Consider the following 25,079-nt stretch of genomic DNA (forward strand, 5'->3'; position numbering starts at 1 on the left):
GACAATGCATTGCCTAAGCATTGTCGAGCCACGGTTCAACACGCCGGTACGTCCCCGGGAGTCCAGCAATCAAGTCATCCTACTGAAGCTGGAGCTTCATGGCTTGACCTATAATCGTCAGCTGAAGCACCGGCATGCCCCGAACAAAATGCTCCTCGACGAGGTCGAGCTGCTCCAACCGGCTCACCATTTTTTCTGAGAGGCGCTTGTCACCAACGAGCCACCCCTTTCCCAATTTTCGTTGTCGGCGGAAAAAGGCGATGGCCCTGAGTGCATCCTGCTGGGTGTGCGTTAGCATTTTTGCTGTCTCGACTGCGCTGGGGCGTTCCGGAAAAGTACGCATCGCTACTCCTTCTGTAGAGCACCGCGAACGTCAGCGCCGGGCCAATCGTTTGCGGGCTCGTCAACGTCGTCTTCGGCCGGGTCGGGGTCACGCTCATATGCGACCCGCCGCCTTGCCACGACCTCCGTCAGCAATTCGATGATGACTGTCGTTTCATGCCCCTTGGTTACAAACTGGTCGATGACGTCAGCAACAACTGCGTCCAGTTCCTCGAGCAGCTCTGCGTTTTCAGATTTCCCCGTCATGGTTCCGCTCCAATCAACTGTCGATTTGATGCCGTTGCCATTTTTTGTGGGCGCCAGACGGCGGTCGGAATAGGCTGCCGCTCATCCTCGCCAAATCGTCTACTGCGTTGAAGCTCGGTTCGGACGGCATTGCAGTGTTCCTCCAAAGTCTACCCACCAAAGGTACCTTTACGCCCCTGCGTTTCTCGAGCGGGCAATAACCTGCATTAGCGTGTCGAGTTTGGATCTGACTGGGCCGAACCGTGCATAAAGCTCCAAAGCACGGGTTGCGTTTAGCCCATAGGCCCGAGCGAACTCCTCAAGGCTGTAGGTGGCGCTACTGGGGCTCTGACGTGTCGGGCTCTGAGGGTGTTTGGCTGCGTTCTCGCTTTGCATGATTAAGCAACGCCCAAGTCGCTCGACTGTTCCAGGAGCGCTCTGCGTGGCGGCCGCCCCTAAAAGCTAATCTTGCCGCGGGAAAGTGAGGCTAAAAGCTTGGCATGGGCTGGAACGTTGCTATAGCGCTTGATCAGATCAGCAGACGGTGTCGTTCCGTAATGATCCATCATCTCGGCCATCAAGATACGCTCTCCTTGGAAGGGTTCATGTTGCATGTCCATTCCCGCAGCGATGACCCCGCTCTGGACCACCCGACAATAAAACCCGGGGCGAGCAGCCTCCATGTACCGCTTGGCGAAACTACGATCCTTCATTCTCTCGGAGAGAATGCGGCACGGCATACGAGGCGCCGTCACCTCCAGGAGGAGTTCGGCGGTAGCGAAGCGATCGCCGGCGGCAACGTCGCGATTGTCGAGCCCTTCGAGGCAAAGATTCTCGCCGAACAGTCCATGAAGTACAGGGCGCCCGAGCGCCTCTTGCCACCACAACCGTGTCAGGTTCCCTTCGATGTAGACGGCCTGTTCGCGGCCGCCGTGATGCCTGCGATTGCAGATGGTATCGCCTTCAAGACCCTCAAGGCCCACAGGCAGCCTGCCGCTCGTCTCGCGCTTGTTGATCCCGCTCATTTGGGAACGGCTGGGTCTTGCCTCTGCTTTACCGACGCATACGGAGAGGACTTTCAATTTCGTGCCTCGTCCTGACCCAACTACAACAGCGCGACCATAACGGCGACAATGATCATCGCAAATGCCGCCACGCCGACATGAAAGGCATTGGCGCGGTCGCTGTTGCTTTTGAAGCTTCCTGACATGACGTTACCTCACCATTGGACTGGTCAACGCACGGCTACACAAATGGTTCACGGCGCAGTGCTCGGCAGCCTACTTGTCGGGCTCGTCATTTAGGTTGGTCTGAACCTTCTCTCCGGGCCAAGCAACGATCAATGGACCGGCGGAGCCATATATGGGGTCACTGCTAGGTATAGGTAGGTTGGCGATTGTCTTCAGATCACGCGGCGTTGCCGCGGAAGTTTTTACATCGGCGTATTGGCCAGGAGGATAAGCGCCTACGACCAGAAAGTCCTCGTCAGCAGAGATACGCATATGACCGGTGCCTGCAGGAAGCACCAAGCAATGGCCGGCCCCGACAGTGAGCCTCGCGCCATCTGTTCCACCGATCAGAAGTTCTGCCGTTCCCGCCGCGATCCCGAGCACTTCGTGAGCCCCGACGTGGTAGTGTTGATAGGAAAAGACACCGTTTCTCCAAATACCCTCCCATCCTGCATCCGAAAATAGCCGTTCGAATGAATAAGCATAGTCCGGGTGAGCTCTGTCGAAAACATTGCTGTAGACGAGCACGGGGAGGAAGGGGTTGTTGGGAACCCACTCGCTGGCCGTGAAGCGGAGTGCCTTCGGTTGTCGCATTTCCATTCGCTGCGTCATGTCAGAATGCTCTGAGAAAAGCTTTTCGAAGGTGAACGCGGGGAGACAGAGAGCCGCCCCGCGCCATGTGCTACATGGCGTCCATGCCCTTGATGGCGTTGTCCAGATGGGACTTGCACTTCTCCAGGTCGCTTGCCGCCATCGCGTCCTTGGCCATGGTCAATTCCTTGGCGGACTCGATTTTCTTGGCGCCGTCATTGATCTGCGCGATCTGCTGTTCGGCCTTCATGAGGGATGCCTCGTCACAAACGACACTGGTCTGAGCCAGAGCCGGCGCGGTCAAGGAAGCAACGAAGGCGAGAGCGGCAACTGATTTAAAGATCATCATTGTTCTCCATTCGCCGGCCCAGTGCCGGCTTTCCACCTGAATTGAACGGGACAAAGACAAATCAGTTCCCCGTAATCAGAGGGCATTTTTCCGAAGACATGGAGTGCAGACAATCTCAAGGGCAACTGGGCCACCTGTCTCAGGCTCGGTTAGGCTGGACAACCGGTGGCAGAACGAGGGGATCATCACGCAAACTTCAGATTTCCAATTCTGGCAACGTCTTGCAAATACGCCCTTCCGCAATATTTCTTCGTGAAATGTGGAGGGAAATGCAGTCCGATGATGTTGCAGAATGCTACCGACCCAGCCGATCCTTTTCAATTTCTGGGTCACGAGGGTGAAATTTCCAACTTGATCCGTGGCTTCGATTGGCGATCAACAGCGCTTGGTCGCGTGGAAGATTGGCCGCCTTCCCTCAAAACAGCGACGGCGCTGTTGCTCCATTCCCCCGTCCCGATCGTAATGCTGTGGGGAGAAGAGGGGGTCATGATCTACAATGATGCCTACTCAGTCTTCGCGGGGCATCGACACCCTGTGCTTTTTGGGTCCAACGTCCGTGAAGGATGGGCGGAAGTCGCGGACTTCAACGATAATGTAATGAAGGTCGGCCTAGCTGGCGGAACGCTCGCCTACCGCGACCAGGAGTTGACGCTTCATCGTAAAGGGTTCCCTGAGAAGGTCTGGATGGATCTTTTCTATTCTCCGGTTCCAAACCAGAGTGGGACGCCGGCCGGGGTCATTGCGGTTGTCGTCGAAACTACCGACAGGGTGCTTGCCGAGCGGCGCAACAGGGAAGAGTTCCAGCGGCTTCAGAATCTATTCGAACAAGCCCCGACATTCATGGCCATGCTGAGTGGGGCAGAACATCGGTTCGGGATGGTAAACCCGGAATACCGCAAACTGGTGGGAAATCGGGCGGTTGAGGGCTTGACTGTTTCCGAGGCTCTGCCTGAGGTTGCTGATCAGGGCTATGTGGCGCTGCTCGATGAAGTGTTCAGTACGGGTGAACCGGTGAATAGAACGTCGGAGCGGGTGCTGTTGAAGTGGACCCACGACGGTCCTTTAGTCGAGAGATTTCTTGACTTCGTCTACCAGCCCATTCGAAACGAGGCTGGGCAGGTCACCCATATCTTCGTTCAAGGGTCTGATGTAACGGAGCGCGTTCGTGCGGAGATCCATCAGAAGCTATTGATCAATGAATTAAACCATCGCGTAAAGAACAGCCTTGCGTCGATTCAGTCGATCGTTACCCAGACGCTCAAGTCTGTCGGTAGCAAGGAAGAGGCTTCTCATGCCATCTCTGAGCGCATTCTGGCATTGTCGCGCGCGCATAACGTACTCACGAACGAAAACTGGAATGGTGCCGACCTTGAGACGATGGTGGCGCATTCGCTGGACGCGTTCCAGCCTCTTGGGCGTCAGGCAATCAGCATCGACGGACCGAAGCTTCGTGTCGGTCCGCAAGCCGCGCTGTCCTTCGCACTTGCCATGCACGAGTTGGGCACCAACGCAGTAAAATATGGTGCGCTGTCATCCCCAAGTGGTTCTGTTGAAATCACGTGGTCGATCCAGGAAAACGGGACGTTCGAGCTTTTATGGATTGAAAAGGGTGGCCCGGTCGCCACCGAAACCGGGCGTCGAGGTTTTGGGTCGAGGCTGATCCTCCATGTCCTCCCGAAGCAACTGCAAGGCTCCGCCGTTATCGACTACCATCCGACGGGTATCGTTTTCAGGCTGACGACCTTCCTTCAGGCCGTCAGAGACGAACCCGCGGTCGATGGTATCTAAATGGCGCGGATATTGATCGTCGAAGACGAGATGCTCGTCGCCATGCTGATCGAAGATGTCGTGGCGGAATTAGGACATCAGATTGTCGGCCCGGCCATGCGGCTCGAAACCGCTTTGGTGGCGGCTGAAAAAGAGGATCTCGATTTTGCCATTCTCGACATCAATCTTGCCGGCAAGCAGTCGTTTCCCGTGGCAGACATCCTCTCAATGCGTGGAATCCCCTTCATGTTCGCCAGCGGATATGGAGCGGACGGTCTCGTCGATCCCTACCGAAGCGCGCTGATCTTACAAAAGCCCATTGCCCCCGAGGAAATAGCGCGTGTGCTGATGCGCCTTTCGATTTAACGCGGTGCTTGGTCGCTGGTGGGCGTCTTGGTGAGGGCGAGCAATGCCGCGTGCCCATCTCGTTTCTTGAAATTATTGCACTTTTCTTGCGCGGCCATTCGGTCTGCGTCGGATACAGATTCAAGCTGCAGGCCATCGATGTCATGCCGCACAGAGCCTGGCTGCGCGACCGTTATGTAGTATCTTTTCGAATGAAGATAGGCTCCGGCCGCGCGCCGCAATTGCGATACGCTCAAACCGGGTCGCAAAAGCGGTCGGATTTCATTCCATAATCCGAGTGCGAATGGCCGGATGGGATCGCCAATTTTTGCCGGCAGAATTGCGATCGGCCGGATCAAGAGCGAATTAATGGCGTTCGCCTTGGCCACATCGATATCGCGCGCGAGAACGGGGCGGGTTGCATTGCGTGAGGAGGAGGTCATGGCGGCCTTGGTCTTTTATTTTGCCGCCAGCTTTAGCAATGGATCGCCTGGCTGTCACCGGCTGCTTCGCCAAAGTAAGGTGCCGAAGGCCCACCATCACAGCTGCAAGACGGCGAAGGCAGCTTTGCATATGATTATGCCGATTCACTTTTTGGCGGTCGTTTGCGCGCGCGCTATCATCGCCCTGTCCAGGTCCACCTTGTCTGGGCCGGTGCGAGAGAAGATCTCGCGTGCCTCCAGTGACGGCAGATGGTAGGCGGTTATGAACTCCTCGAGATCATAGCGCGTGTTCCAACCTCGCACGACCGCGCCAATGTTCTTCCTCGTATCGGATAGCGACATGTTCAACCTCCTTTGATCGGGTACGTCGCGATCGCTTGGCATTGACAGTCGCCGCAGGGAACGGTTGCCAGTCCGCTCAATGGAGGCCTCTTGATCCCTCCGTCGATCTCAGGCCTGCCATCATGAACAGACGTGCATCAAGCAGTCCGTGAAGCGCCAGATAAATGTCCTTGACTGCCTCGAAGTCCCGAATGGATTCCAGATCTGCCCGGCCATTGCCCATGTCATGGCCAACTGTCTGTGCCTTTGTGAAAAGCTCTCCAACCTTCGACCAAAGCCGCAAAGCTTCAACCGTGGCAAGATCCGAGCGCGCGAGCGCCTTGACGACGATCTTCTCGACCGCGATCGCAATTTCTGCCTGTTCAACGATTACGGCGCGCCAATCTGGCATAGGCAGATCCGTCCTAGTCCGGAAAGGGACATTTCGGAACGGATGCGCTGGATCGGACCGCGACTCTTCAATCCAACCCCTTTCGAGGCGTTCCGGTATCCCGAGCATTTTAGAAGGGTGCCTGAAGCTGGCGCAATTAACTTTGACATGCCCGTCACCAGGTCACGGAAAGAATGACCAGCAGAAGACTTGGTTTGCACGCGATGGGGAAGGTGAGGGGACTGACCGGTTGCGAAAAGTCTAGCGGACCGACTTCCCGATGCTGTCGGCCATGTGGGCGCCTCTCGTTCCCATGGGCATCGGTGGGCCGGTTGTTGTATCCCGGGCTGTCTGGTGTTCGAGTTGGGCGTTAAGTTCAGCGCCAACAATCAGAATGCAAATCGATAGCCAGATCCACATCAAAAAGCCGACGAGGCCGCCCAATGCACCGTAGGCCGCGTTGTAGTCGGCGAATGTCTCTAGGTACCATGAAAATCCGAAAGCCATGAGGACCCAACCGGCGGTCGACAAAGCCGCGCCCCATGTCAACCATCTGACCTTTGCGGGCTGTCTGCTTGGTCCAAAGCGGTAAATTGCCGTCATCCCCGAAAACACCAGAACGAGCAACAGCGGCCAACGTACAATGAGCGCCATTGTTTCCTTCCAGGGATCGAGCCAGACAAATTCCAGAACCGCCGGCAACAACGCCACGATGCCTATTGTAACGATTGCGGCAATCAACGCGCAGACTGTGAAGACGAGCGCGACAAGGTTGAGCCTGACAAAGCCGCGCTTTTCGGTTTCTTCATATGCAACGTTCATGGCATCGAATATGGCCAGCGTGCCGTTGTGGGTGCTCCAAAGGGCGATCGCGAGCCCGACGAAAAACGCGACCCCGAGCGTCGTCTCCCGTCTCAGGACGAGCTGCTCGAGTTGGTCGGCGAGAATATCGAAAGCGCCTGGAGGAAGCACGGCGGCCATCTCGCGCAGGTGATCCGTAATCGCAGCGGGATTGGCGATGAGACCGTAAAGGGAAACGATCGCAGCAAGTGCCGGAAACGTGGCCAGGAGTATATAGAAGGTTGCTCCGGCAGCAACGAATGCCACTCGATCGCCAGAGATCTCGTGCATCGTGCGCCAGAGCACATCGCGCAAACCTCGCTGGGGAATGTCTTCGGGAACCATTGCACGGCGCCCGTGTGCATCCTTAGGCAACGCAGAATCGTTGCTTTTCGCTTGGCGATCCTTCCCATCGGTTTTCGAGATGCTGATGAGGAGGGTGGCAATGGCGGCTATCGCGATGATGGTTGCGGGATTGATCGTCTTGCGTTGCACCTGCATCAAAGCTCCGATTGTTTAAGCTCTAACGCTTTCGTGCGCTATTGGATGCACGCGGGCCGAGTTCGCCGAGAAGACGGTCAGACGAAGCGCATTTCCTGTGGCCCGACATTGCAGTTTCGGTTTTCTTGCGTTGGCTCCATCCTTGTAAAAAGTCGAGGGGAACCAATTGTGGACATGACGCTTTTCCTCGGCAGGCCGTAGACCGACGTGCGACGAACCGGGCGCCGAGAGCATTCGACGGGCCACAGTCACACCAAGTCGGACGCCGCAATCGATCGGGTGGGGGACCTTTCATGACAAGTGACAAACTCTCGACCTACAAGCAGAAGCGAGATTTCAAGCTGACGAAGGAGCCGAGCGGATCGGCCGCACTGAGGCCGTCCAATCGGCGACGATTTGTCATTCAGAAACATGCGGCCTCCCGCCTTCATTACGACCTGCGTCTTGAGCTCGACGGTGTCTTCAAATCCTGGGCCGTGACCAAGGGCCCCTCGCTCGATCCCCATGACAAGCGCCTGGCGGTGGAAGTCGAGGACCATCCGCTAGATTACGGTGATTTCGAAGGCACCATTCCCAAAGGTCAATATGGCGGTGGAACCGTAATGCTCTGGGACCGAGGATTTTGGGAGCCCGAGGGCAATCGAACGCCGGAGGAGGCGCTCGCCAAGGGAGATCTCAAGTTCAGCTTGGAGGGCAAAAGGCTGCGTGGAAGCTTCGTGCTCGTCCGCATGCGCAAAGACCGGGACGGCGGCAGCCGAACCAACTGGCTCCTGATCAAGCATCACGACGATTTTTCCATCGACGGTAACGGTGCGGCTCTCCTTGAGGAGAATGTAACCTCTGTCGCCTCCGGGCGCTCCATGGAAGTGATTTCGTCGGGCAAGGGCAAAAAACCGAAACCCTTCATGGTTAACGAAGGGATCATCGACGCTGATGCCGTGTGGGACAGCAGACATGGGCTTGCCGCTGCGCAGCGCCGGTCTGCAAAGAGTCCATCGTTGAAAAAACGTCCGCCTGCCAGAAAGCGACATCCAGGCATGCCGTCCTTCATCGAGCCGCAACTTTGCCAAACACTGGCGCGGCCACCGGGGGGCGAGGGTTGGATTCACGAGATCAAGTTCGACGGATATCGCATTCAGTTGCGTGTCGAGGATGGAACGGTGACCCTGAAGACGCGAAAGGGGCTCGACTGGACGGCCAAGTTTCCCGCCATCGCCAGGTCCGCGGCAGGACTTGCAGACGCCATCATCGATGGCGAAATCTGCGCACTCGACGACCGCGGCGCCCCAGACTTTGCCGCCCTTCAGGCAGCGCTATCAGAAGGAAAAACCGACGCATTGGTCTTTTTCGCATTCGACCTTCTTTTTTCCGGAAACGAGGATCTGCGGGACATTGCCCTGATTAAGCGCAAGGAGCGGCTTCAGAGCGTGCTTGCGGACGGCGGCGGCGATGTACGTCTGCGCTTTACTGAGCATTTCGAAACGGGCGGCGAGACCGTCCTCAGATCGGCCTGCCGGCTGTCACTCGAGGGCATCGTTTCGAAGGCGGCGAACGCGCCCTACCAGTCCGGCCGCACCGATACCTGGACCAAATCGAAATGTCGCGGCGGTCATGAAGTGGTCATTGGCGCTTATGCCAAGACAAATGGCAAATTCCGGTCTCTTCTCGTTGGTGTCAACCGCGGTGATCATTTCGTCTATGTCGGCCGGGTCGGGACGGGCTATGGCGCCAAGACGTTGGAAAGCTTGCTGCCGAAGCTGAAGGCGCTGGAAACCGCCAGGTCGCCCTTTGCAGGCATCGGGGCGCCGAAGAAGGACCCTGACATCGTGTGGTTGAAGCCGCAGCTGGTTGCCGAAATCGAGTTTGCCGGTTGGACGGCCGACGGCCAGGTGCGACAGGCAGCCTTCAAGGGCTTAAGGCATGACAAGCCGGCAGCCGAAGTGGAAGCCGAAGCGCCGGTGCAGCCATCAAAGGCCGTACTGCCCGATCCTTCCAGTGAAAGGCCGCGCGCCAACCGCGCGCATAGAGGCGGCAAGGTTGAAGTCATGGGCGTTATGATCTCAAGCCCGGAAAAGCAGCTATGGCCTGACGGCGGTGACGGCGTCCCGGTGACGAAAGCGGATCTCGCCGGCTACTATGAGACTATCGGCTCCTGGCTTGTCGAGCATATCAAGGGTCGCCCCTGCTCGATCATTCGCACGCCGGACGGTATGGCCGGCGAGCAATTTTTCCAGCGCCACGCCACGCCGGGAACCTCCAACCTGTTGGAGCTCGTCACGGTGTTCGGCGACAAGAGGCCTTATCTGCAGATCGATCGCATCGAAGGCCTCGCTGCGATCGCCCAGATCGGCGGCGTCGAGTTGCACCCTTGGAATTGCGAGCCCGGAAAACCCGAAATTCCGGGTCGACTTGTGTTCGACCTGGATCCGGGTCCGGGCGTCGAGTTTTCGAGCGTGGTGGAAGCGGCTCGTGAAATCCGTGACCGGCTGGAGGAGTTGGGCCTCATCAGCTTCTGCAAGACGACCGGCGGCAAGGGACTTCACGTGGTGACACCGCTTGCTATTCCACGCGGGAAAAAGCTGACCTGGGATGAGGCAAAGACTTTCGCCCACGATGTTTGCCAGGATATGGCCCGGGACAATCCGGGTCTCTATCTGATCAAGATGGCGAAGAACCAGCGCGAAGGTCGCATCTTCCTCGACTATTTGCGCAACGACAGAATGGCAACGGCCGTCGCTCCACTGTCGCCTCGGGCGCGGCCGGCGGCGACGGTGTCAATGCCGCTCAACTGGAGCCAGGTCAGGGCCGGGCTCGATCCGAAGCGCTTTACGGTCCGCACTGTGCCAAAGCTCATCAACGCGAGCACGGCCTGGCAGGATTATTGCGATAGTCATCGCTCACTTGCACAGGCGTTGAAGCGTCTGGCGAGCAAGACGAAGACGAGATCGTGACCATCACTGCGGAAATTGCGCCCGTCCGCTGCAGGGCTTGTGTCATTATTTTTTCGAGTGCGTTTCGGCCTTAACCGATTTGCGTAAGGCATCCATGATGTTGATGACGTTGCTGGGTTCCGGCTCGGTCGCTTTCGGCTTGGCCTTACCCGCCTTTTTCAGTTGCTTCTTCCTGGCGTTGATGATGTCGAGCAGACGGTCCTGGACCGGGTCGACGACCAGCTTTGGGTTCCAATCGGTGGTTTTCTTCTTGATCAGTTGCTGGACGAGCGGCATGAGGTCTGAATCGGCCTTCCCGTCGCCAATATCGGCAAAATAGGTCTCCTCGTCTCTGACTTCGTCACCATAGCGCAAAGTCCACAGAACGATGCCCTTTCCCCTTGGCTCCAGCAAAACCGCGCGCTCGCGCCGCGTGATGACGAGGCGGGAAATTCCCACCATCTCCTTGGCTTCCATCGCATCGCGGATGACGGAAAAGGCTTCCTCGCCTACGGGGTTGCTGGGAGTGAGGTAATAGGGCGTATCGAACCAGATCCATTCGACGCTGTCGCGCGGCGTGAAGGTGGTAATCTCAATCGTGTTGGTGCTGTCCAAGGCTACATTTTCCAGCTCTTCGTCTTCCAGCAACAGATATTCGTCTTCCCCGCGCTGATAACCTTTGACCTGATCTTCCTCGTCAACTTCCTCGCCGGTGACCGAATCCACGTACTGGCTGACTACGCGGTTGTGTGTCGCGCGGTTCAGCGTATGAAAACGCACCTTTTCGTTATCGGAGATGGCGGGCATCATTTGCACCGGGCAATTGACCAGCGAGAGTTTGAGGTAGCCTTTCCAATAGGGACGAACTGCCATTGACCCATTCTCCGGTTAGCTGGCGCGCCGCTTTGACGCTGAGGCGGGTTTCGATTTAGATGTCGCGGGTTTGGCAGACGTCTTGCGCGTAGCGTTCTTGTTGGCGTTTGCTGCCGCACGTTTTGTCTTTGCCGTCTTTGCGCCAACGCCGGCGCTTTCGCGAAGCGCCTTTAGAAGATCACCAGGTTTTGAAGCGGCCGGCGCCTTCTTCTTGGGAAGCGCGCGCCCTTCGATCTTGGCCTTGACCAGTTCCACGACAGCAGCCTCATATCGGTCGTCAAACGCGCTAGCGTCGAAGCTGCCCTTCTTTTTCTCGATGATATGCTCGGCGAGGTCGAGCATTTCGCCTTCGATCTTCAAGTCAGGGAGGTCCTCGAAAGCCTTGTCGGACGATCGGACTTCGTAATCGAAGTTGAGCGTCGAGGCGATCAATCCCTTGCCATGGGGGCGGATCAGAACGGTGCGCATCCGTCGGAAAAGAACGGTGCGGGCGATCGCGGCAACGTTCTCCTTTTTCATACCGTCACGCAAGAGCATGAATGCGTCGGTGCCCATCTTGTCCGGGGTGAGATAATAGGGCTTGTCGAAGTAGGTGGTGTCGATCTGCGAGCAGGGAATGAAGGCTTCGATCGTCAATGTCTTGTCGCTATCTGGGACGGCTGCAGCGACTTCTTCCGGTTCCAGCACGACGTACTGACCATTTTCGGTTTCGTATCCCTTGACCTGATCTTCCCGCTCGACGGCATCTCCCGTTTCGGTGTCGACAAACTCCCGTTTGACCCGGTTTTTTGTCTTCCGATTGAGGGTGTTGAAGACTACGCGCTCGGACGACGAAGCGGCTGTGTAGAGCGCGACGGCACAGGCAACCTCTCCGAATTTTATGAAGCCTTTCCAATTCGCTCTGGGGGCAGCCATTAAGCCAGTTCTCCTCTTGCAACCCGACCCGATTCAACCGTTGAACCGGCAAATCGTTCCTCGCTCCAAAGAAACCTTTCCCGGGCCCGCCGTTGAAACGCCCGCCCGCAACATTCGGCTGAGGCGCTTGCGTGCATCTTTTTTCGCACGCGCGCGTTTCAAAATGAAACTGAGCTTTCGCTTTGGCGAAGTTTGACAGTGGTCCCCGCGACGATGGTGCGTCGCAGAAGCATGGATCAGATCGCGTGAAACTTGCCACGTACAATGTAAACGGCATCAATGGCCGTCTCGACGTTCTGTTGCGCTGGCTTGGCGAAGCAGCGCCGGACGTGGTTTGTCTGCAGGAGCTGAAAGCGTCAGATAACAAGTTCCCTCGGCGAGAAATCGAGAACGCCGGCTACGGTGCGATCTGGCATGGGCAGAAATCCTGGAACGGCGTTGCCATTCTCGCCCGAGGGGATGTGCCGATCGAGACACGGCGCGGTCTTCCCGGCGATCCCGACGATAGCCACAGCCGCTATATCGAAGCCGCAATCAACGGCATCCTTATCGGATGCCTCTATCTGCCAAACGGCAATCCGGCGCCGGGCCCTACCTTCGACTACAAGCTGCGCTGGTTCGACCGGCTCCGCGATTACGCCGCAGAACTCATTGAACTTGAAGTTCCCGTCGCCCTCATCGGTGATTTCAACGTCATGCCCAGCGATCTCGACGTCTACAAACCCGAGCGGTGGCGCGACGATGCGCTCTTCAGGCCGGAGGTGAAAGCGGCCTATTCCAGCCTGGTTGATCAGGGTTGGACGGATGCCGTTCGACATCTCCATCCCAATGAGCGCATCTATACGTTCTGGAAATATTTTCGAAATGCATTTGCGCGCGATGCCGGGCTGCGCATTGACCATTTCCTGTTGAGCCCTAAGCTGGCGGCGGGTCTGAAACGAGCAAAGGTCGACAAGGCCGTCAGAGGTTGGGACCGCACGAGCGATCACGCACCGGTCTGGATAGAGGTGTCGTAGCTTGGCTGTGGGAAGCTAGACAGGACTCGATGGGGCGACGGGTTCTCCCGCCCGCGTCACGATCGTTGAGCCATAGGGTTCACGCGAGATGATAATCAGCGCATCGTCGGCCAGAGGACGCACGAGTTCCTTTGCCTCCTCCCATGGTGCGCGCATCCACAAATCGGTCTCCTCCCGACTGAGGAGCAGCACTGGCATGGCCTTCTCATGGATGGGTTTTACCAGCCCATTCGCATCGGTGGTCAAGAAACCATAGAGGTCGTCGATCGTCAGGCCGTCCTTTACCTTGCGCACGCTTTGCCAGTTTGGGACGTGAACCCCCGCAAAGAACATCAGAGGTTTGCTCTCGTCGCGCGCAAACCAGGCGTTCGGGGTTCTTCCACCTTCCTCCTTGGCGGAAGGGTCCGGCTCGGCAAAGCTGGTCACCGGCACGATGCAGCGATGCTCGACGCCGAACCAGCGCCTCCAGTGAGGAAAATTGAGGTTGCGGACATTCGTCGTTCCGCCATCCAGTTGCTCGCGAAGCAAGGTCTCGAAATCGACGTCCTTGCCCTTTGCGCGCAACTTCTCAGCCTTCTTCTCGGCTTCCTTCTTGAGGGCGAACAACGGGGAGGGTAGTCCCCAGCGCGCATGGACCAACTGCTTCTTGCCATCGGCCGTATTTCTCAAGATCGGCCCCATCTGGTCGGGGTTCATCTGATAGGCGGGCATGAGGTTGATGAGGCTCTCGACATCCTGAGCCCATCTGTTGACCCAATCCTTGTCTTCCATGCGGTAAAGATTGCACATTCCGGCGCGTCCCTCATGAAGCTGTCGCCATCCTAACCGATGGTGCAATCAGCTGCCAACGGCCACTCTTCCGCAGCTTCCTTAGATTTTTTGAACCGTCGCGAATGTGAGGCCCAAAACATCTACGGCCATGATTCCCAACGTGAATCTTTTACGCCCCTAAAATTGAGGGATAATATTCCTATTTTCGGTTGCTTGACACCGAAGGTCGAAAGGAACAGATAGGGAACAAATGCCCTTTAAGCGACATGAAGTCGAACCTCCAACGCGACCTTTGAGGCTTACGCGAAAGATGACTGCTGCCCGAGACAGGGTGATTTCCGATCTGCGCGACCGCATTGCCGCTCTTGAAGGCAGCGCTTTCAGGAAGCCTGCGTTTCTTGCTTTCGGTGTTCCTGAGATTGACGCCGTGCTGCCGGGAGGCGGGCTTTCACACGGTGCGCTACACGAATTTGCTGGCGGCGGTGCTGGCACAGTCGACGGGGCCGCGGCGGCTTTGTGCGTTGCCGGCATCGCGGCACGCACGAAAGGACCGATCCTGTGGTGTCTGACGCGCCCCGACCTCTTTTTTCCAGCACTCGTCCAGGCCGGCCTTTCGACCGAACGGCTCGTTTTCGCAGAGGCCGACAAGGAAGAAGACGTGCTCGCCAGCATGGAGGAGGGGCTTTCCTACGGCGGTCTCGGGGCTGTCGTCGGGGAGATCGTCCGGCTGCCCATGACCGCATCGCGAAGGCTTCAGCTTGCGGCCGAAAAGACGGGAACGATGGGGTTGGTCGTCAGGCGATGGCGCCGTCAGACGGAGGCATCCGACTTTGGCCAGCCAACTGCTTCGACGACACGATGGCGGGTCAGTGCGTTGCCGTCGGAAGAACTTCCGGTTCCTGGCGTCGGACGACCGCGGTGGCTTCTGGAATTGATCCGGGCGAAGGCCGGGGAGTGCGCAGAGTTTGTAGTAGGAGCGTGCGATGTCACGGGTCGTATCCATTTATCTCCCGGATCTGGCGATCGAGAGGTTGAAGCGCTCGGACGACGGGGCAAGACTGTCGCCTGACCTGCCGCTCGCCATTATCGCAAGAAGCGGCTCGAAGCGTTGGATTAGAGCCCTGGACTCTCGGGCCCGCCAAGCTGGTCTTGCTGTCGGCATGCCGGCTGTCAAGGCACAGGCGATCATACGCGACTTGCAGATGGTCGATGCTGATCCGGGGGCCGATGTCGCCGCGGTGGAGCGCATCGCGCTTTGGGCGCTCACGCAATACTCTCCCGTTGTCGCGGTGGATGCGCCAGATGGCATAATCATGGATACAGAAGGTGCCGACCATTTGCAGGGCGGCGAAGAGCTGATGCTGTCAGGTATCATCAACCGCTTTCACGGCCGGGGACTGACCGCGCGTGTCGCGATCGCTGACAGTTGGGGCGCTGCGCACGCGTTGGCGCGCACGAGCAAACGCGACATCGTCCGCGTTCCCGACGGTGAGACAGGGCGCTTCGTAGAAAGGCTGCCAATTGCGTCCTTGCGGCTCAACCCTGACCTGGTTGGAAGTCTACATACGCTCGGGTTCCAGACGATTGGCGCGCTCTTGGCCACGCCTCGCGCTCCGCTCGCATTGCGGTTCGGACCAGAAATCGGCCGCAGGCTCGACCAGATGTACGGACGTATCCCTGAACCGATCGACCCCATAAGGCCGGCCGAGCTGATTGAAGTCTCGCGCGCATTCGCTGAGCCGATCGGCGCAGCGGAAACGATCGCCAAATATGTCGCCCGGCTGGTTGCAGACCTCTGCAATGCGCTTGATAAAAAGGGGCTTGGCGTTCGCCGCGCCGATCTCATCGTCCACAAGGTCGACAATACCATTCAGGCCATCCGGGCCGGCACCGCAAAGCCCTCCCGTGACGCCACCTGGCTGACGAAACTCTTCAAAGACCGGATCGAAAAGATCGAACCTGGCTTTGGAATTGAGCGGCTCTCGCTTGCTGCAATCATGAGCGAACCTCTCGCGGAGGCGCAGAAATCTTCGTCCCTTGTCGAAGAGGAGGTGATCGATATCGCACCGCTGATCGACATCATCGGCAATCGGGGCCAACGGGTCTATCGGGTGATGGCTGTGGCAAGCGACGTGCCGGAGCGCAGCGTCAGACGGACCAGCGTGGCAACGGCAGCGGCCGGTGCCTCATGGACCCTACATTGGCCAAGACCGGTTCGCCTGCTAGACCGCCCGGAGCAGATCGAAGTGATTGCGCTTTTGCCTGACCATCCTCCGGTCGTAATAACCTGGCGAGGCAAACGACGCCGCGTGAGGCGCGCTGACGGGCCGGAGCGGATCTTTGGGGAGTGGTGGACGAGGAGCGCCGAATTCGATGCGGTGCGCGACTATTTCGTCGTGGAAGACGATGGCGGCGAGCGATTCTGGATCTTCCGGTCCGGCGACGGGGTCGACGTGGCGACCGGCTCGCACAAATGGTTCATGCACGGGATCTTCGCATGAGCTACGCCGAGCTCCAGGTCACAACGCATTTCTCGTTCCTGCGCGGAGCTTCATCCGCCGACGAGCTTTTTGCCGCCGCCAAAGTCCTTGGCATAAGGGCGCTTGGCATAGTTGACCGAAATTCGCTAGCAGGTATCGTGCGGGCGCTTGAAGCATCGCGGGCGACCGGCATCCGCCTTGTCGTCGGCTGCCGTCTGGATCTGGTCGATGGCACGTCGATCCTGGTTTATCCAACGAACCGGGAGGCCTATTCGCGCCTGACCCGGCTTTTGACCCTCGGCAAGGCCAGGGGTGGCAAGGCCAATTGTCTTCTCTCCTTCGACGACCTTTCACTTTATGCAGAGGGATTGATCGGTATCCTCGTGCCCGACCTTGCAGACGACGCATGCGCCGTCCAGCTCCGCAAAATGGCCGGATTATTCGGAGATCGTGCCTATCTTGCTCTTTGTCTTAGGCGCCGCCCGAACGATCAACTGAGACTGCACCAACTGTCGAACATGGCCGCACACTTCAAGGTGAAGTCGGTCGTTACCAACGACGTTCTCTTCCACGAGCCCTCTCGCCGGCAGCTGCAGGACGTCATAACATGTGTCCGCACGGGAACGACCATCGACGACGTCGGCTTCGAACGTGAGCGTCACGCGGACCGTTACTTGAAGCCACCGGAGGAAATGGAGCGGCTGTTCCCACGCTACGCCCAAGCGCTGGCAAGGACATTGGAGATCGTCGAGCGTTGCCGGTTTTCGCTCGAAGAACTCACCTATCAGTACCCTGAGGAAGCGATCGTGCCCGGCAAAGACGCACAGGCATCGCTGGAGCATTATGTTTTCGAATACGCCCCAAGACGCTACCCGGAGGGAATGCCGCCCAAGGTACTGAAAGTCGTTCGTCATGAGCTCAAGCTCATCGCGGCGATGCGATACGCTCCCTATTTCCTCACCGTGTTCTCAATTGTGCGTTTTGCCCGAAGCCAGGGTATTCTCTGTCAGGGGCGAGGGTCGGCCGCCAACTCGGCCGTCTGTTACATCCTCGGGATCACGTCCATAGACCCCGAGACCAACGATCTGCTGTTTGAGCGTTTCGTGTCGCAGGAACGCGACGAGCCTCCCGATATCGATGTCGACTTCGAGCACGAGCGCCGCGAGGAGGTAATCCAATGGATCTACAGGACCTATACGCATCAAAAGGCGGCTCTTTGCGCGACGGTGACGCGGTACCGTGCCAAGGGGGCAATTCGTGACGTCGGCAAGGCACTCGGCCTGCCTGAGGACATGATCAAGGCCCTGTCAGCCGGCATGTGGTCCTGGTCCGACGAGCTGGTTGCCGATCGGAACTTGCGCGAGCTCAACCTCAACCTTGACGACCGTCGGCTGGCGCTCACATTGAAACTGGCAGAGCAGCTGATGGGAGCGCCGCGCCATCTCGGCCAGCATCCTGGCGGCTTCGTGCTGACGCATGACCGCCTGGACGATCTTGTGCCCATCGAGCCGGCATCGATGGCCGATCGTCAGATCATCGAGTGGGACAAGGACGATGTCGAGGCGCTGAAGTTCATGAAGGTCGATGTGCTGGCACTAGGCATGCTCACCTGCATGTCGAAGGCTTTCGCGCTTATTGCGGACCACAAGGGCCAGACGATCGATCTCGCAGGCATCGAGCAGGAGGATCCATCCACCTACGCGATGATCCGGAGGGCCGATACGCTCGGAACGTTTCAAATAGAATCCCGTGCGCAAATGGCGATGCTGCCTCGACTGAAGCCGCGAACGTTCTACGACCTGGTGATCCAGGTTGCGATCGTTCGCCCTGGGCCGATCCAAGGGGACATGGTTCATCCCTACCTGCGCCGACGCGAAGGCAAGGAAGCGGTCGATTACCCGACGCCCGAACTGGAAGCCGTCCTTGGAAAAACGCTGGGGGTTCCCTTGTTTCAGGAAAGTGCGATGCGGGTGGCGATGACCTGCGCCGGGTTTACCGGCGGAGAGGCAGACCAGCTTCGAAAATCCATGGCGACTTTCAAGTTCACCGGCGGTGTGTCGAAGTTCAAAGACAAGCTCGTTAACGGCATGGTGAAGAACGGCTATTCGCCGGAGTTCGCCGAAAAGACCTTCTCCCAGCTTGAAGGCTTCGGATCCTACGGTTTTCCGGAAAGCCATGCGGCAAGCTTTGCGCTGATTGCCTATGCCTCCAGCTACGTCAAATGCCATTTTCCCGATGCGTTTTGCGCCGCTTTGATCAACAGCCAACCGATGGGCTTTTATGCGGTAGCGCAAATCGTCGGCGATGCGAGAAAGCACGGTGTCGAAATCCGACCTGTCTGCATCAACCGCTCGCGATGGGATTGCATCCTCGAGCCGATCGACGGCGACGAGCGTCGCCATGCGGTGCGGCTCGGCATGCGGCTCGTTCGAAACCTAGCCGTCGGCGACGTGGCACGTATCGCCGCCGCGCGGGGAGATCAGCCTTTCGACAGCGTCGACGACCTGTGGAGGCGGGCAGGCGTGTCCGCGGCCGCGCTCGTCGAACTTGCCGAAGCGGATGCATTCCTTCCTTCGCTAAACCTCATGCGACGCGATGCGCTCTGGGCAATCAAGGCACTTCGCGACGAGCCCCTTCCTCTTTTTGCCGCTGCGTCCGAGCGCGAGATGAGGACGGTTGTCGAACAACAGGAACCAGAAGTCGCCCTTCGACAGATGAGCGAAGGCCACAACGTCATCAAGGACTACAGCCACACGGGCCTGACGCTTCGCCAGCACCCAATCGCCTTCCTTCGCAAGGATCTAACAGAGCGGCAGATCATCACCTGCGAGGAGGCGATGGCCGCCCGGGACGGTCGCTGGCTGATGACGGCTGGTCTTGTTCTCGTCCGTCAGAAGCCCGGATCCGCCAAGGGCGTGATGTTCCTGACGATCGAGGACGAAACAGGACCGGCCAACGTGGTCGTCTGGCCGAAACTGTTTGAACGCAGCCGTCGTGTTGTGCTCGGATCGAGCATGATGGCGATCAATGGCCGCATCCAGCGCGAAGGGGAGGTCGTTCATTTGATCGCTCAACAGCTGTTCGACCTGACCGGCGATCTCTCCTCCCTTTCCGAGCGGGATGAGGCTTTTAGGTTGCCGACCGGCCGTGGCGATGAGTTCGCGCACGGATCGCCTGGCAGCCCGGACTCGCGCGAGAGGCCCCTACCGGCCAGGCCACGCGACATATTCATTCCCGACCTGCATATCGACACGCTGAAAGTGAAGAGCCGAAATTTTCACTAGCCTGGGGCCAACGCGTGGAAACCCGTCGGCGACGATCGCCCCCGGAACAGAAACCGTGTCTCAGAGTTAGAAGAAATCGGCGGCAGCTGGTGCACTGTTGACCGGCGTTTGAACCCGTCAACTGATGGTCCATTTCGCTTTCGTTTCATAATGGACGTGCAAAATGCGTATGAAGAATTTTCTTGAACTCACGTTCGGACCTAGCGACATTCGAACTGTCGAAACAGTGCTCGACGAGTGGCGTGAACGGCGTTTGTTGCCGAGGGATCACCCGGATAGCGCGCTTGCCGCGGCCATTCTTTTCAGTCTCTTTCGCGCGGGACATGACACTGTCCCGAAACTTCAAGCAGCGGCAAGCCGGCACAAGGGCCTGGCCGAGCTTACGCCTGATGATGAACGGCCACTTTGAGTTAGGGGCCGCTTTCGTTGCGGTATTCGTCATGACGCAGCCCCTAATCGACGGTCGTTTATGCAAAAATTGGCCGGATAAACCGTAGCCTTGCTCGTTGATTTCGGTTTGGGTCGAGAGTTCCATAATAAAGCTTATGCCGCAGGTCTCTTGTAGCCGCAAAGTTAAAGTGTCCTGATCCTGCAAAGTTGGAATGTCACTCTCCCCGGGTTTTGGTGACCTGGGAGATTGCGGATGGGATTGATTGCGATGAGCGAACGCGATCTGCAGCGGATTGAGGTTTTGTCTAAGGTAATCGCTGGCCGCATGACGCTGGTGTCAGCGTCGCATGTGCTTGAGCTGAGCACCCGCCAGGTTCGCCGGTTGCTGGAGCGGATCAACACCGGCGGTGCGGCATCGATGCGGCACAAGGCAATCGGGCGACCGTCGAACAATCGGATCAACGACGGTGTTCGGGATTATGCGGTTACCCTCGTTCGCGAACGCTATGCGGATTTTGGGCCGACGTTGGCAGCTGAGAAGCTCGCCGAGCGCGATGGCTTGCATGTGTCGCGCGAGACGATGCGCAGTTGGATGGTCGATGCCGGCCTCTGGCTGTCGCGCAAGCAGCGCCGGACGTTTCACCAGCCACGATTACGGCGCGAATGCTATGGCGAGCTGGTGCAGATCGACGGCTCGGAGCATCGCTGGTTCGAGGATCGCGGACCGCCGTGCTCGCTGCTGGTGTTCGTTGACGATGCGACCGGCAGGTTGATGCAGCTGCGCTTTGTGCGTTCCGAAAGTGCCTTCACCTATTTCGAAGCGCTGGAACTCTATCTCAAGCGTCACGGCGCACCGATTGCGTTTTATTCCGACAAGCATTCGGTGTTCCGGATGGCGAAGAAGGATGCCCGGGGTGGCCAGGGCATGACCCAGTTCGGGCGTGCACTCTCAGAGCTAAACGTCGAGATTCTTTGCGCAAATTCCAGCCAGGCCAAAGGTCGCGTCGAACGGTTGAACCGGAGCTGCAAGATCGCCTGGTCAAGGAATTAAGGCTGGCGGATATCGACGACATGGCGGCTGGCAATGCCTTTCTGCCTGGCTTCATGGACGACTACAACGCGCGGTTTGCGATCGTCCCTGCCCGGTCCGATGACCTGCACCGGCCGATGAACCTGGCGCCGGGTCGGCTGGCCGAGATCCTGTGCAAGCGCGAGCAGCGCCATGTCGGATCACAGCTGACGTTTTCGTTCGAGCGCCAGCGGATCATGCTGGAGGAGACCGAGGTGACACGTGGTTTGGCTGGTCGTTATGTCGAGACCTATGCCTATGCGGATGGCCGGTTGGATGTGCGGTGGAAAGGCCATTCCCTGCCCTACAGACTATTCGACAAGGACCAGCGGGTGACGCATGCGGCAATCACCGAGAACAAACGGCTTTCCGATGTGCTGGCCTACATCAAACAGCGTCAGGAGCCGCAAATGCAGCCTGTCGTGAAGACGAACAGCGAGAAGAATGGTTACAAGCCGCGGGGCCGCAAGCCGGGCAAGCGGACGGATTTCATGAACGATCCGGTGGTGATTGCTCGGCGCGAGAAGGCCCTGTCCCGCCTCGATGCGGCGGAATGATCCATCGATCTGGCTGCCAAAGCTAAAGCCGACGGGGTGCCGTTCACCCGCCCCGATCTGATCTTGCAACCGGATCAGCCGGTCAGATCGGGGCTGGTCATCGTGCCGTCCGCCGGCTCAAGTGACATTTCTACTTTGCACCCAAGCGGACAGTTCAACTTCGCTGCCACATCTCCTGTAGCCGCAAAGTTGATCTGCGGCCAGGTCTGTGCATTGGCCGGATCCCGATTCCGCCGAAGTATATCGAACAGTAATTCCTGAAATTTTTGCTTGAAATCGTGCCGTGATTCCAGATCCATTACGATCGAATAAATTCGATCTAAGTTGATAACCGAACCCAAAGAACCCCGATCCAAACATTCCCTGAAGAGACGCCCTTGAATGCGCTTTAAAAATTTTATCCTCAGAATTAATCCTTAAAATTCTTGCTCAGAAAATCTTCAATACGATTCGCATCATCTTTCGTAAGCGGAACCCAAATCACTCCCTCCGGACTTCTGTGTTCAATTATTAGATACTGCTCTCCGGAAGTTTTATCTTTCCTTAATTGAAATGAAATATTTCCATACTTGTATTTAGTTTGAAGATAAATATAGTCAACGATATCATCAGAAAATACTGATATTACTGGATGAACGATCCTTGAGCCAGCCTCCTTGGAAAATGCTAGTATCTTATATAGCAAGTCCATCCCATCGCTCCTTTAAATAGAAATCCGGAACAGCATCTTAGAGAATATCTACTTCCGCAGATGCTCCCACCGCTATCGCTTTTCAGGAAGATCGGTGACGCACCCATAGCCACACGCTCGAATTTCGGAAAAAATCCGCCGACTGGGCGTCCTCGGTCCGCTCAGCAAACTATTCAGATCTAGGTTAGTTCGCCATACGCGGCCATCCCGCACAACCCGGCAAGGGCCGACGTTTAAGGCTAATCAGATTTCAAACGTCGAAAAATGCGACACACACGGCGCCAATCGGGATGCTCTAGCCCTCCAGCTACCCCTACAATCCTTCCCCTCCGAAGGACCACTCCCGATACTTGCATAAAACAACTATGGCGCGCGCACCAGCTAAATCTTGGAGGCCGAGTTGCAAATCTTTTTGGGACCCACCGGTGCGGTTCCAGCCGATAGATTGTGCGGTTATTTTGGCCCCAAAAATGAACATAACAGCCAAGCCGTGCAAGGCTCGTGGGAGCATTATTCTGCCAGCTGCTAAGGCGACGTCCACCAAGTCACGCGGCCGCGAGATCTCCCCAAAGCAGCCCCTCGGGCTGTTTGGGCCGAATGTCCCAGTTGGGTGGAAAGCGGCCTAACAACTTTCACGCTGACGGAGGACGAAGCGGCCATTCGGCATCGCAAAGATCAGTCGCGTAGGACCGACTTTTGCACCTGACCTTTGCGACGGAAATTCTACTGAAAATTCAGCGCGGGTATGCTCGCAAAACTTAAGAATTGAGCGACCGCTTCATTCCCGTTTTCGATGCGAATCGTCAGCGAACTGACAGAAGGTAATCCAAGCCCTGCGTGAGGCCGCGGCGCGACCGTGAGGTGATCCTCGTCGTCCAGGGCCGCCGACTTCAATTGCAGGTTCGGATACTCTCGCCTCCGCAATGCTACTTCTAAGGCCCGGTTGTCGGCGACCATATCTACCGTCTGATTGTAGCGCCGGTCGCCTTTTCGCTGCGCCTCATAGGCGCCGACCCTGACGGCGACACTGCGTCACAATCTTCATGCTGTCAGCAAATTGAAGCAAGAACGGAACGCGACCGACGGGGCAGTCGGTCCCGCTTCCCCTTCGGGCCACTATGTTGGAAGCTCCTGCGGCGGCCCTTTTTACGTCCTTCGCGTGGCGCGAATTCCCGCTTTCCCGCTGATGCGGCGCTATGCTGAAAGCTCCGATACGCTTCATTCTGGCTGACCGATCGGGTCGATCGACTGGAGGCCGAGGGTCTTTGCCCCTTCTCTCCCCCAAACAGTCTTTCGCCCACCTTCCTATGCTTTCGCTCTCGTGCAGGTGGTTCCCCGCAAAGACTGTTTTCCCCCTCCGTCCCCACCGCTCGCGCGGCCCCGGGAAGCAGGACGCGACCCTGCTTCGCGGTCCAAGGGAAAAGGAGAAATGACAATGAGTATCTACGCCAAAACCGCGCGCTTCGACACTGGTCGGGCGCTCACCGAGGATGAGATGCGTGGATTTGCACCCTCGATATTTGCCACGTCGGCCCATGAAAGCCGCTCCGAGCGGTTCAAGCCGATCCCAACTATTGAAATTTTGCGTGGTCTCGTGAAGGAGGGATTCGTGCCGGTGGGAGCCCGCCAATCGGTTAGCCGCACCGAGGGAAAGGCGAATTTTACAAAGCACCTCATCCGACTTCGCCGTCTCGACGATGGCAACGTCTATCGGGTTGGCGATACCGTCTGCGAAATCCTTCTCAAGAATGCCAATGACGGAACAAGCGCGTACGAGTTGCTCGCAGGTCTCTTCCGCGTGTGCTGCCTCAATTCGCTCGTCGCGCAAACGGGAACGATCGACGCGATCAAGGTCCGACACTCCGGTGACGTTCAAGGCAAGGTCGTCGAGGGCACCTATCGTGTCCTTGGGGAGGCGGAACGCACCCTGGCGGCGCCGCAGGACTGGTCGAACTTGAAAATGGGGCGTGAGGCAAGGGAAGTCTTAGCCGAAGCTGCACACCTTGTTCGTTTTGGAGACGCAGACGGGGTGGTGATGAACCCGATCAGGCCGGAGCAATTGCTGGCGCCACGCCGCATCGAGGACCGAGGAGAAGACCTTTGGACCGTGTGGAATGTCGTTCAGGAGAACAGCATCAAAGGTGGATTGCGCGGTGTAAAGCGTGATGAATTCGGCAGGTCGCGCCGATCGACGTCCCGACCGATTAACGGGATTGATCAGGACATCAAGCTCAACAAGGCTCTTTGGCTCATTGGGGAGAGGATGGCGACGTTGCTCCGAAATCGCTGATCCTCTGTCGGTGGTAAACATCCTCGCGTCCAGTGATCCATCTGGGCGCGAGGTTATCGTGTCTCTTTAGAGGCGCCCGAAACCCCGCCCCTCAAACTCCCCTGCCCACCCAAAACAAGTCAGACTCGGGGCTGCGTCGAAGCCGAGCGCTTGCGGGCCGGTCGACGCTGCAATTGTCTAAGCTTGAGACAGCGCTGCGTTATCGACATCGATCAGGCACCGGAAAGACACACAGCCTTCGGCTAATAGACGATCTCGCTGAGGGTTGGCCCACCCCTGTTCTGCCGAAATGGCTGCACTGGCCCCATTGACCCAAGCCTTCCCACACCGATCCACGCGACCCTTGGGGGAGTGGAGGCTCCTAGCCCCCGCCCCGGACAAGATCTCATTCCGTCAAATCCTATAACGTATGCCTCTCCTTAATCGCGTGACAGAGGGATCTCGATCGCGACACGCGTTCCTTGGCCTG

Annotated in this window: 23 protein-coding genes and 1 pseudogene; 11 read left to right on the top strand and 13 right to left on the bottom strand. The window is 57.8% G+C overall.

Annotation, left to right across the window (positions count from 1 at the left end; genetic code table 11):
* Positions 1–79: 79 nt before the first annotated feature.
* The 5 genes from RTP54_RS24815 to RTP54_RS24835 all read right to left on the bottom strand — a co-directional run bounded on the left by RTP54_RS24815 (position 80) and on the right by RTP54_RS24835 (position 2,733).
* The gene (locus RTP54_RS24815) at positions 80–343 is read right to left on the bottom strand and encodes a hypothetical protein (RefSeq protein WP_112811705.1); all 264 of its coding nucleotides are present in this window, start codon (positions 341–343) and stop codon (positions 80–82) included.
* 2 nt (positions 344–345) lie between these two features.
* Positions 346–588 (bottom strand): hypothetical protein, encoded by a 243-nt coding sequence (locus RTP54_RS24820; protein WP_312366200.1) that lies wholly within the window; start codon positions 586–588, stop codon positions 346–348.
* Between the two features lie 434 nt (positions 589–1,022).
* A complete protein-coding gene (locus RTP54_RS24825) occupies positions 1,023–1,592 on the bottom strand; it encodes an MOSC domain-containing protein (protein WP_312366201.1) in 570 nt (189 codons plus the stop codon).
* A 255-nt stretch (positions 1,593–1,847) separates the two neighbouring features.
* Positions 1,848–2,408 carry a cupin gene (locus tag RTP54_RS24830; RefSeq protein ID WP_312366202.1) on the bottom strand — a complete coding sequence of 187 codons (561 nt, stop codon included), beginning with the start codon at positions 2,406–2,408 and terminating at the stop codon, positions 1,848–1,850.
* A gap of 70 nt (positions 2,409–2,478) precedes the next feature.
* Positions 2,479–2,733, bottom strand: a complete 255-nt coding sequence (locus tag RTP54_RS24835; protein ID WP_312366203.1) for a hypothetical protein — start codon at positions 2,731–2,733, stop codon at positions 2,479–2,481.
* Between the two features lie 282 nt (positions 2,734–3,015).
* Here RTP54_RS24835 and RTP54_RS24840 point away from each other — a divergent pair, with 282 nt between their 5' ends.
* Both RTP54_RS24840 and RTP54_RS24845 read left to right on the top strand, forming a co-directional pair.
* Entirely contained in the window at positions 3,016–4,524 is a 1,509-nt protein-coding gene (locus tag RTP54_RS24840; protein WP_312366204.1) for an HWE histidine kinase domain-containing protein, read from the top strand.
* 12 nt (positions 4,525–4,536) lie between these two features.
* Positions 4,537–4,869 carry a response regulator gene (locus RTP54_RS24845; protein WP_312366205.1) on the top strand — a complete coding sequence of 111 codons (333 nt, stop codon included), beginning with the start codon at positions 4,537–4,539 and terminating at the stop codon, positions 4,867–4,869.
* Here RTP54_RS24845 and RTP54_RS24850 read toward each other — a convergent pair.
* Both RTP54_RS24850 and RTP54_RS24855 read right to left on the bottom strand, forming a co-directional pair.
* Positions 4,866–5,291, bottom strand: coding sequence for a ProQ/FINO family protein (locus RTP54_RS24850; protein ID WP_312366206.1), 426 nt, complete (start codon positions 5,289–5,291; stop codon positions 4,866–4,868). The genes RTP54_RS24845 and RTP54_RS24850 overlap by 4 nt on opposite strands.
* A 144-nt stretch (positions 5,292–5,435) precedes the next feature.
* Positions 5,436–5,633, bottom strand: coding sequence for a hypothetical protein (locus RTP54_RS24855; protein WP_312366207.1), 198 nt, complete (start codon positions 5,631–5,633; stop codon positions 5,436–5,438).
* A gap of 148 nt (positions 5,634–5,781) precedes the next feature.
* Here RTP54_RS24855 and RTP54_RS24860 point away from each other — a divergent pair, with 148 nt between their 5' ends.
* Positions 5,782–6,201 (top strand): hypothetical protein, encoded by a 420-nt coding sequence (locus tag RTP54_RS24860; protein WP_312366208.1) that lies wholly within the window; start codon positions 5,782–5,784, stop codon positions 6,199–6,201.
* Positions 6,202–6,264: 63 nt separating this feature from the next.
* Here RTP54_RS24860 and RTP54_RS24865 read toward each other — a convergent pair whose 3' ends face one another.
* Positions 6,265–7,344, bottom strand: coding sequence for a YihY/virulence factor BrkB family protein (locus tag RTP54_RS24865; RefSeq protein ID WP_312366209.1), 1,080 nt, complete (start codon positions 7,342–7,344; stop codon positions 6,265–6,267).
* A 293-nt stretch (positions 7,345–7,637) separates the two neighbouring features.
* Between RTP54_RS24865 and ligD the strand changes: the two genes are divergently transcribed.
* On the top strand, positions 7,638–10,295 hold the full coding sequence (gene ligD / locus RTP54_RS24870; protein WP_312366211.1) for a DNA ligase D: 2,658 nt from the start codon (positions 7,638–7,640) through the stop codon (positions 10,293–10,295).
* Positions 10,296–10,340: 45 nt separating this feature from the next.
* On the opposite strand, the gene RTP54_RS24875 is transcribed toward ligD, so the two are convergent.
* Entirely contained in the window at positions 10,341–11,147 is an 807-nt protein-coding gene (locus tag RTP54_RS24875; RefSeq protein ID WP_112832587.1) for a Ku protein, read from the bottom strand.
* Between the two features lie 15 nt (positions 11,148–11,162).
* Positions 11,163–12,062, bottom strand: coding sequence for a Ku protein (locus RTP54_RS24880; RefSeq protein ID WP_312366212.1), 900 nt, complete (start codon positions 12,060–12,062; stop codon positions 11,163–11,165).
* Positions 12,063–12,307: 245 nt separating this feature from the next.
* Between RTP54_RS24880 and xth the strand changes: the two genes are divergently transcribed.
* A complete protein-coding gene (gene xth / locus RTP54_RS24885) occupies positions 12,308–13,078 on the top strand; it encodes an exodeoxyribonuclease III (protein WP_112811738.1) in 771 nt (256 codons plus the stop codon).
* A gap of 15 nt (positions 13,079–13,093) precedes the next feature.
* Here the strand turns inward: xth and RTP54_RS24890 are convergent, their stop codons facing one another.
* Positions 13,094–13,867, bottom strand: coding sequence for an SOS response-associated peptidase (locus RTP54_RS24890; protein WP_312366213.1), 774 nt, complete (start codon positions 13,865–13,867; stop codon positions 13,094–13,096).
* 292 nt (positions 13,868–14,159) lie between these two features.
* Between RTP54_RS24890 and RTP54_RS24895 the strand changes: the two genes are divergently transcribed.
* The 5 genes and pseudogenes from RTP54_RS24895 (at position 14,160) to RTP54_RS24915 (ending at position 21,629) form a co-directional block, all read left to right on the top strand.
* A complete protein-coding gene (locus tag RTP54_RS24895) occupies positions 14,160–14,918 on the top strand; it encodes an ImuA family protein (RefSeq protein ID WP_312366214.1) in 759 nt (252 codons plus the stop codon).
* Positions 14,833–16,350 (top strand): DNA polymerase Y family protein, encoded by a 1,518-nt coding sequence (locus tag RTP54_RS24900; RefSeq protein ID WP_312366215.1) that lies wholly within the window; start codon positions 14,833–14,835, stop codon positions 16,348–16,350. Before RTP54_RS24895 ends, RTP54_RS24900 begins: the two co-directional genes overlap by 86 nt.
* Positions 16,347–19,613, top strand: a complete 3,267-nt coding sequence (locus RTP54_RS24905; RefSeq protein ID WP_312366216.1) for an error-prone DNA polymerase — start codon at positions 16,347–16,349, stop codon at positions 19,611–19,613. Before RTP54_RS24900 ends, RTP54_RS24905 begins: the two co-directional genes overlap by 4 nt.
* A gap of 163 nt (positions 19,614–19,776) precedes the next feature.
* Positions 19,777–20,022, top strand: coding sequence for a hypothetical protein (locus RTP54_RS24910; protein WP_312366217.1), 246 nt, complete (start codon positions 19,777–19,779; stop codon positions 20,020–20,022).
* Positions 20,023–20,256: 234 nt separating this feature from the next.
* A pseudogene (locus RTP54_RS24915) lies at positions 20,257–21,629 on the top strand (ISNCY family transposase).
* A gap of 74 nt (positions 21,630–21,703) precedes the next feature.
* On the opposite strand, the gene RTP54_RS24920 reads toward RTP54_RS24915, so the two are convergent.
* Both RTP54_RS24920 and RTP54_RS24925 read right to left on the bottom strand, forming a co-directional pair.
* Positions 21,704–21,970, bottom strand: a complete 267-nt coding sequence (locus tag RTP54_RS24920; RefSeq protein WP_312366218.1) for a hypothetical protein — start codon at positions 21,968–21,970, stop codon at positions 21,704–21,706.
* Between the two features lie 68 nt (positions 21,971–22,038).
* Positions 22,039–22,320 (bottom strand): hypothetical protein, encoded by a 282-nt coding sequence (locus tag RTP54_RS24925; protein ID WP_312366219.1) that lies wholly within the window; start codon positions 22,318–22,320, stop codon positions 22,039–22,041.
* 1,435 nt (positions 22,321–23,755) lie between these two features.
* Here RTP54_RS24925 and RTP54_RS24930 point away from each other — a divergent pair.
* On the top strand, positions 23,756–24,610 hold the full coding sequence (locus RTP54_RS24930) for a DUF932 domain-containing protein (protein ID WP_312366220.1): 855 nt from the start codon (positions 23,756–23,758) through the stop codon (positions 24,608–24,610).
* Positions 24,611–25,079: the final 469 nt, after the last annotated feature.

It is taken from the genome of Ensifer sp. (genome assembly GCF_031989085.1).
GTDB lineage: Bacteria > Pseudomonadota > Alphaproteobacteria > Rhizobiales > Rhizobiaceae > Ensifer.

Excerpts from the sequence above, each read along its gene's own strand:
- RTP54_RS24900 (WP_312366215.1), top strand. The coding sequence starts at position 14,833 with ATGTCACGGGTCGTATCCATTTATCTCCCGGATCTGGCGATCGAGAGG.
- RTP54_RS24905 (WP_312366216.1), top strand. The coding sequence starts at position 16,347 with ATGAGCTACGCCGAGCTCCAGGTCACAACGCATTTCTCGTTCCTGCGC.
- RTP54_RS24820 (WP_312366200.1), bottom strand. The coding sequence starts at position 588 with ATGACGGGGAAATCTGAAAACGCAGAGCTGCTCGAGGAACTGGACGCA.
- RTP54_RS24835 (WP_312366203.1), bottom strand. The coding sequence starts at position 2,733 with ATGATCTTTAAATCAGTTGCCGCTCTCGCCTTCGTTGCTTCCTTGACC.
- RTP54_RS24880 (WP_312366212.1), bottom strand. The coding sequence starts at position 12,062 with ATGGCTGCCCCCAGAGCGAATTGGAAAGGCTTCATAAAATTCGGAGAG.
- RTP54_RS24830 (WP_312366202.1), bottom strand. The coding sequence starts at position 2,408 with ATGACGCAGCGAATGGAAATGCGACAACCGAAGGCACTCCGCTTCACG.
- RTP54_RS24815 (WP_112811705.1), bottom strand. The coding sequence starts at position 343 with ATGCGTACTTTTCCGGAACGCCCCAGCGCAGTCGAGACAGCAAAAATG.
- RTP54_RS24895 (WP_312366214.1), top strand. The coding sequence starts at position 14,160 with ATGACTGCTGCCCGAGACAGGGTGATTTCCGATCTGCGCGACCGCATT.
- RTP54_RS24890 (WP_312366213.1), bottom strand. The coding sequence starts at position 13,867 with ATGTGCAATCTTTACCGCATGGAAGACAAGGATTGGGTCAACAGATGG.
- RTP54_RS24825 (WP_312366201.1), bottom strand. The coding sequence starts at position 1,592 with ATGAGCGGGATCAACAAGCGCGAGACGAGCGGCAGGCTGCCTGTGGGC.
- RTP54_RS24850 (WP_312366206.1), bottom strand. The coding sequence starts at position 5,291 with ATGACCTCCTCCTCACGCAATGCAACCCGCCCCGTTCTCGCGCGCGAT.
- RTP54_RS24855 (WP_312366207.1), bottom strand. The coding sequence starts at position 5,633 with ATGTCGCTATCCGATACGAGGAAGAACATTGGCGCGGTCGTGCGAGGT.
- RTP54_RS24910 (WP_312366217.1), top strand. The coding sequence starts at position 19,777 with ATGCGTATGAAGAATTTTCTTGAACTCACGTTCGGACCTAGCGACATT.
- RTP54_RS24840 (WP_312366204.1), top strand. The coding sequence starts at position 3,016 with ATGATGTTGCAGAATGCTACCGACCCAGCCGATCCTTTTCAATTTCTG.
- RTP54_RS24865 (WP_312366209.1), bottom strand. The coding sequence starts at position 7,344 with ATGCAGGTGCAACGCAAGACGATCAATCCCGCAACCATCATCGCGATA.
- RTP54_RS24930 (WP_312366220.1), top strand. The coding sequence starts at position 23,756 with ATGAGTATCTACGCCAAAACCGCGCGCTTCGACACTGGTCGGGCGCTC.
- RTP54_RS24925 (WP_312366219.1), bottom strand. The coding sequence starts at position 22,320 with ATGGACTTGCTATATAAGATACTAGCATTTTCCAAGGAGGCTGGCTCA.
- RTP54_RS24875 (WP_112832587.1), bottom strand. The coding sequence starts at position 11,147 with ATGGCAGTTCGTCCCTATTGGAAAGGCTACCTCAAACTCTCGCTGGTC.
- ligD (WP_312366211.1), top strand. The coding sequence starts at position 7,638 with ATGACAAGTGACAAACTCTCGACCTACAAGCAGAAGCGAGATTTCAAG.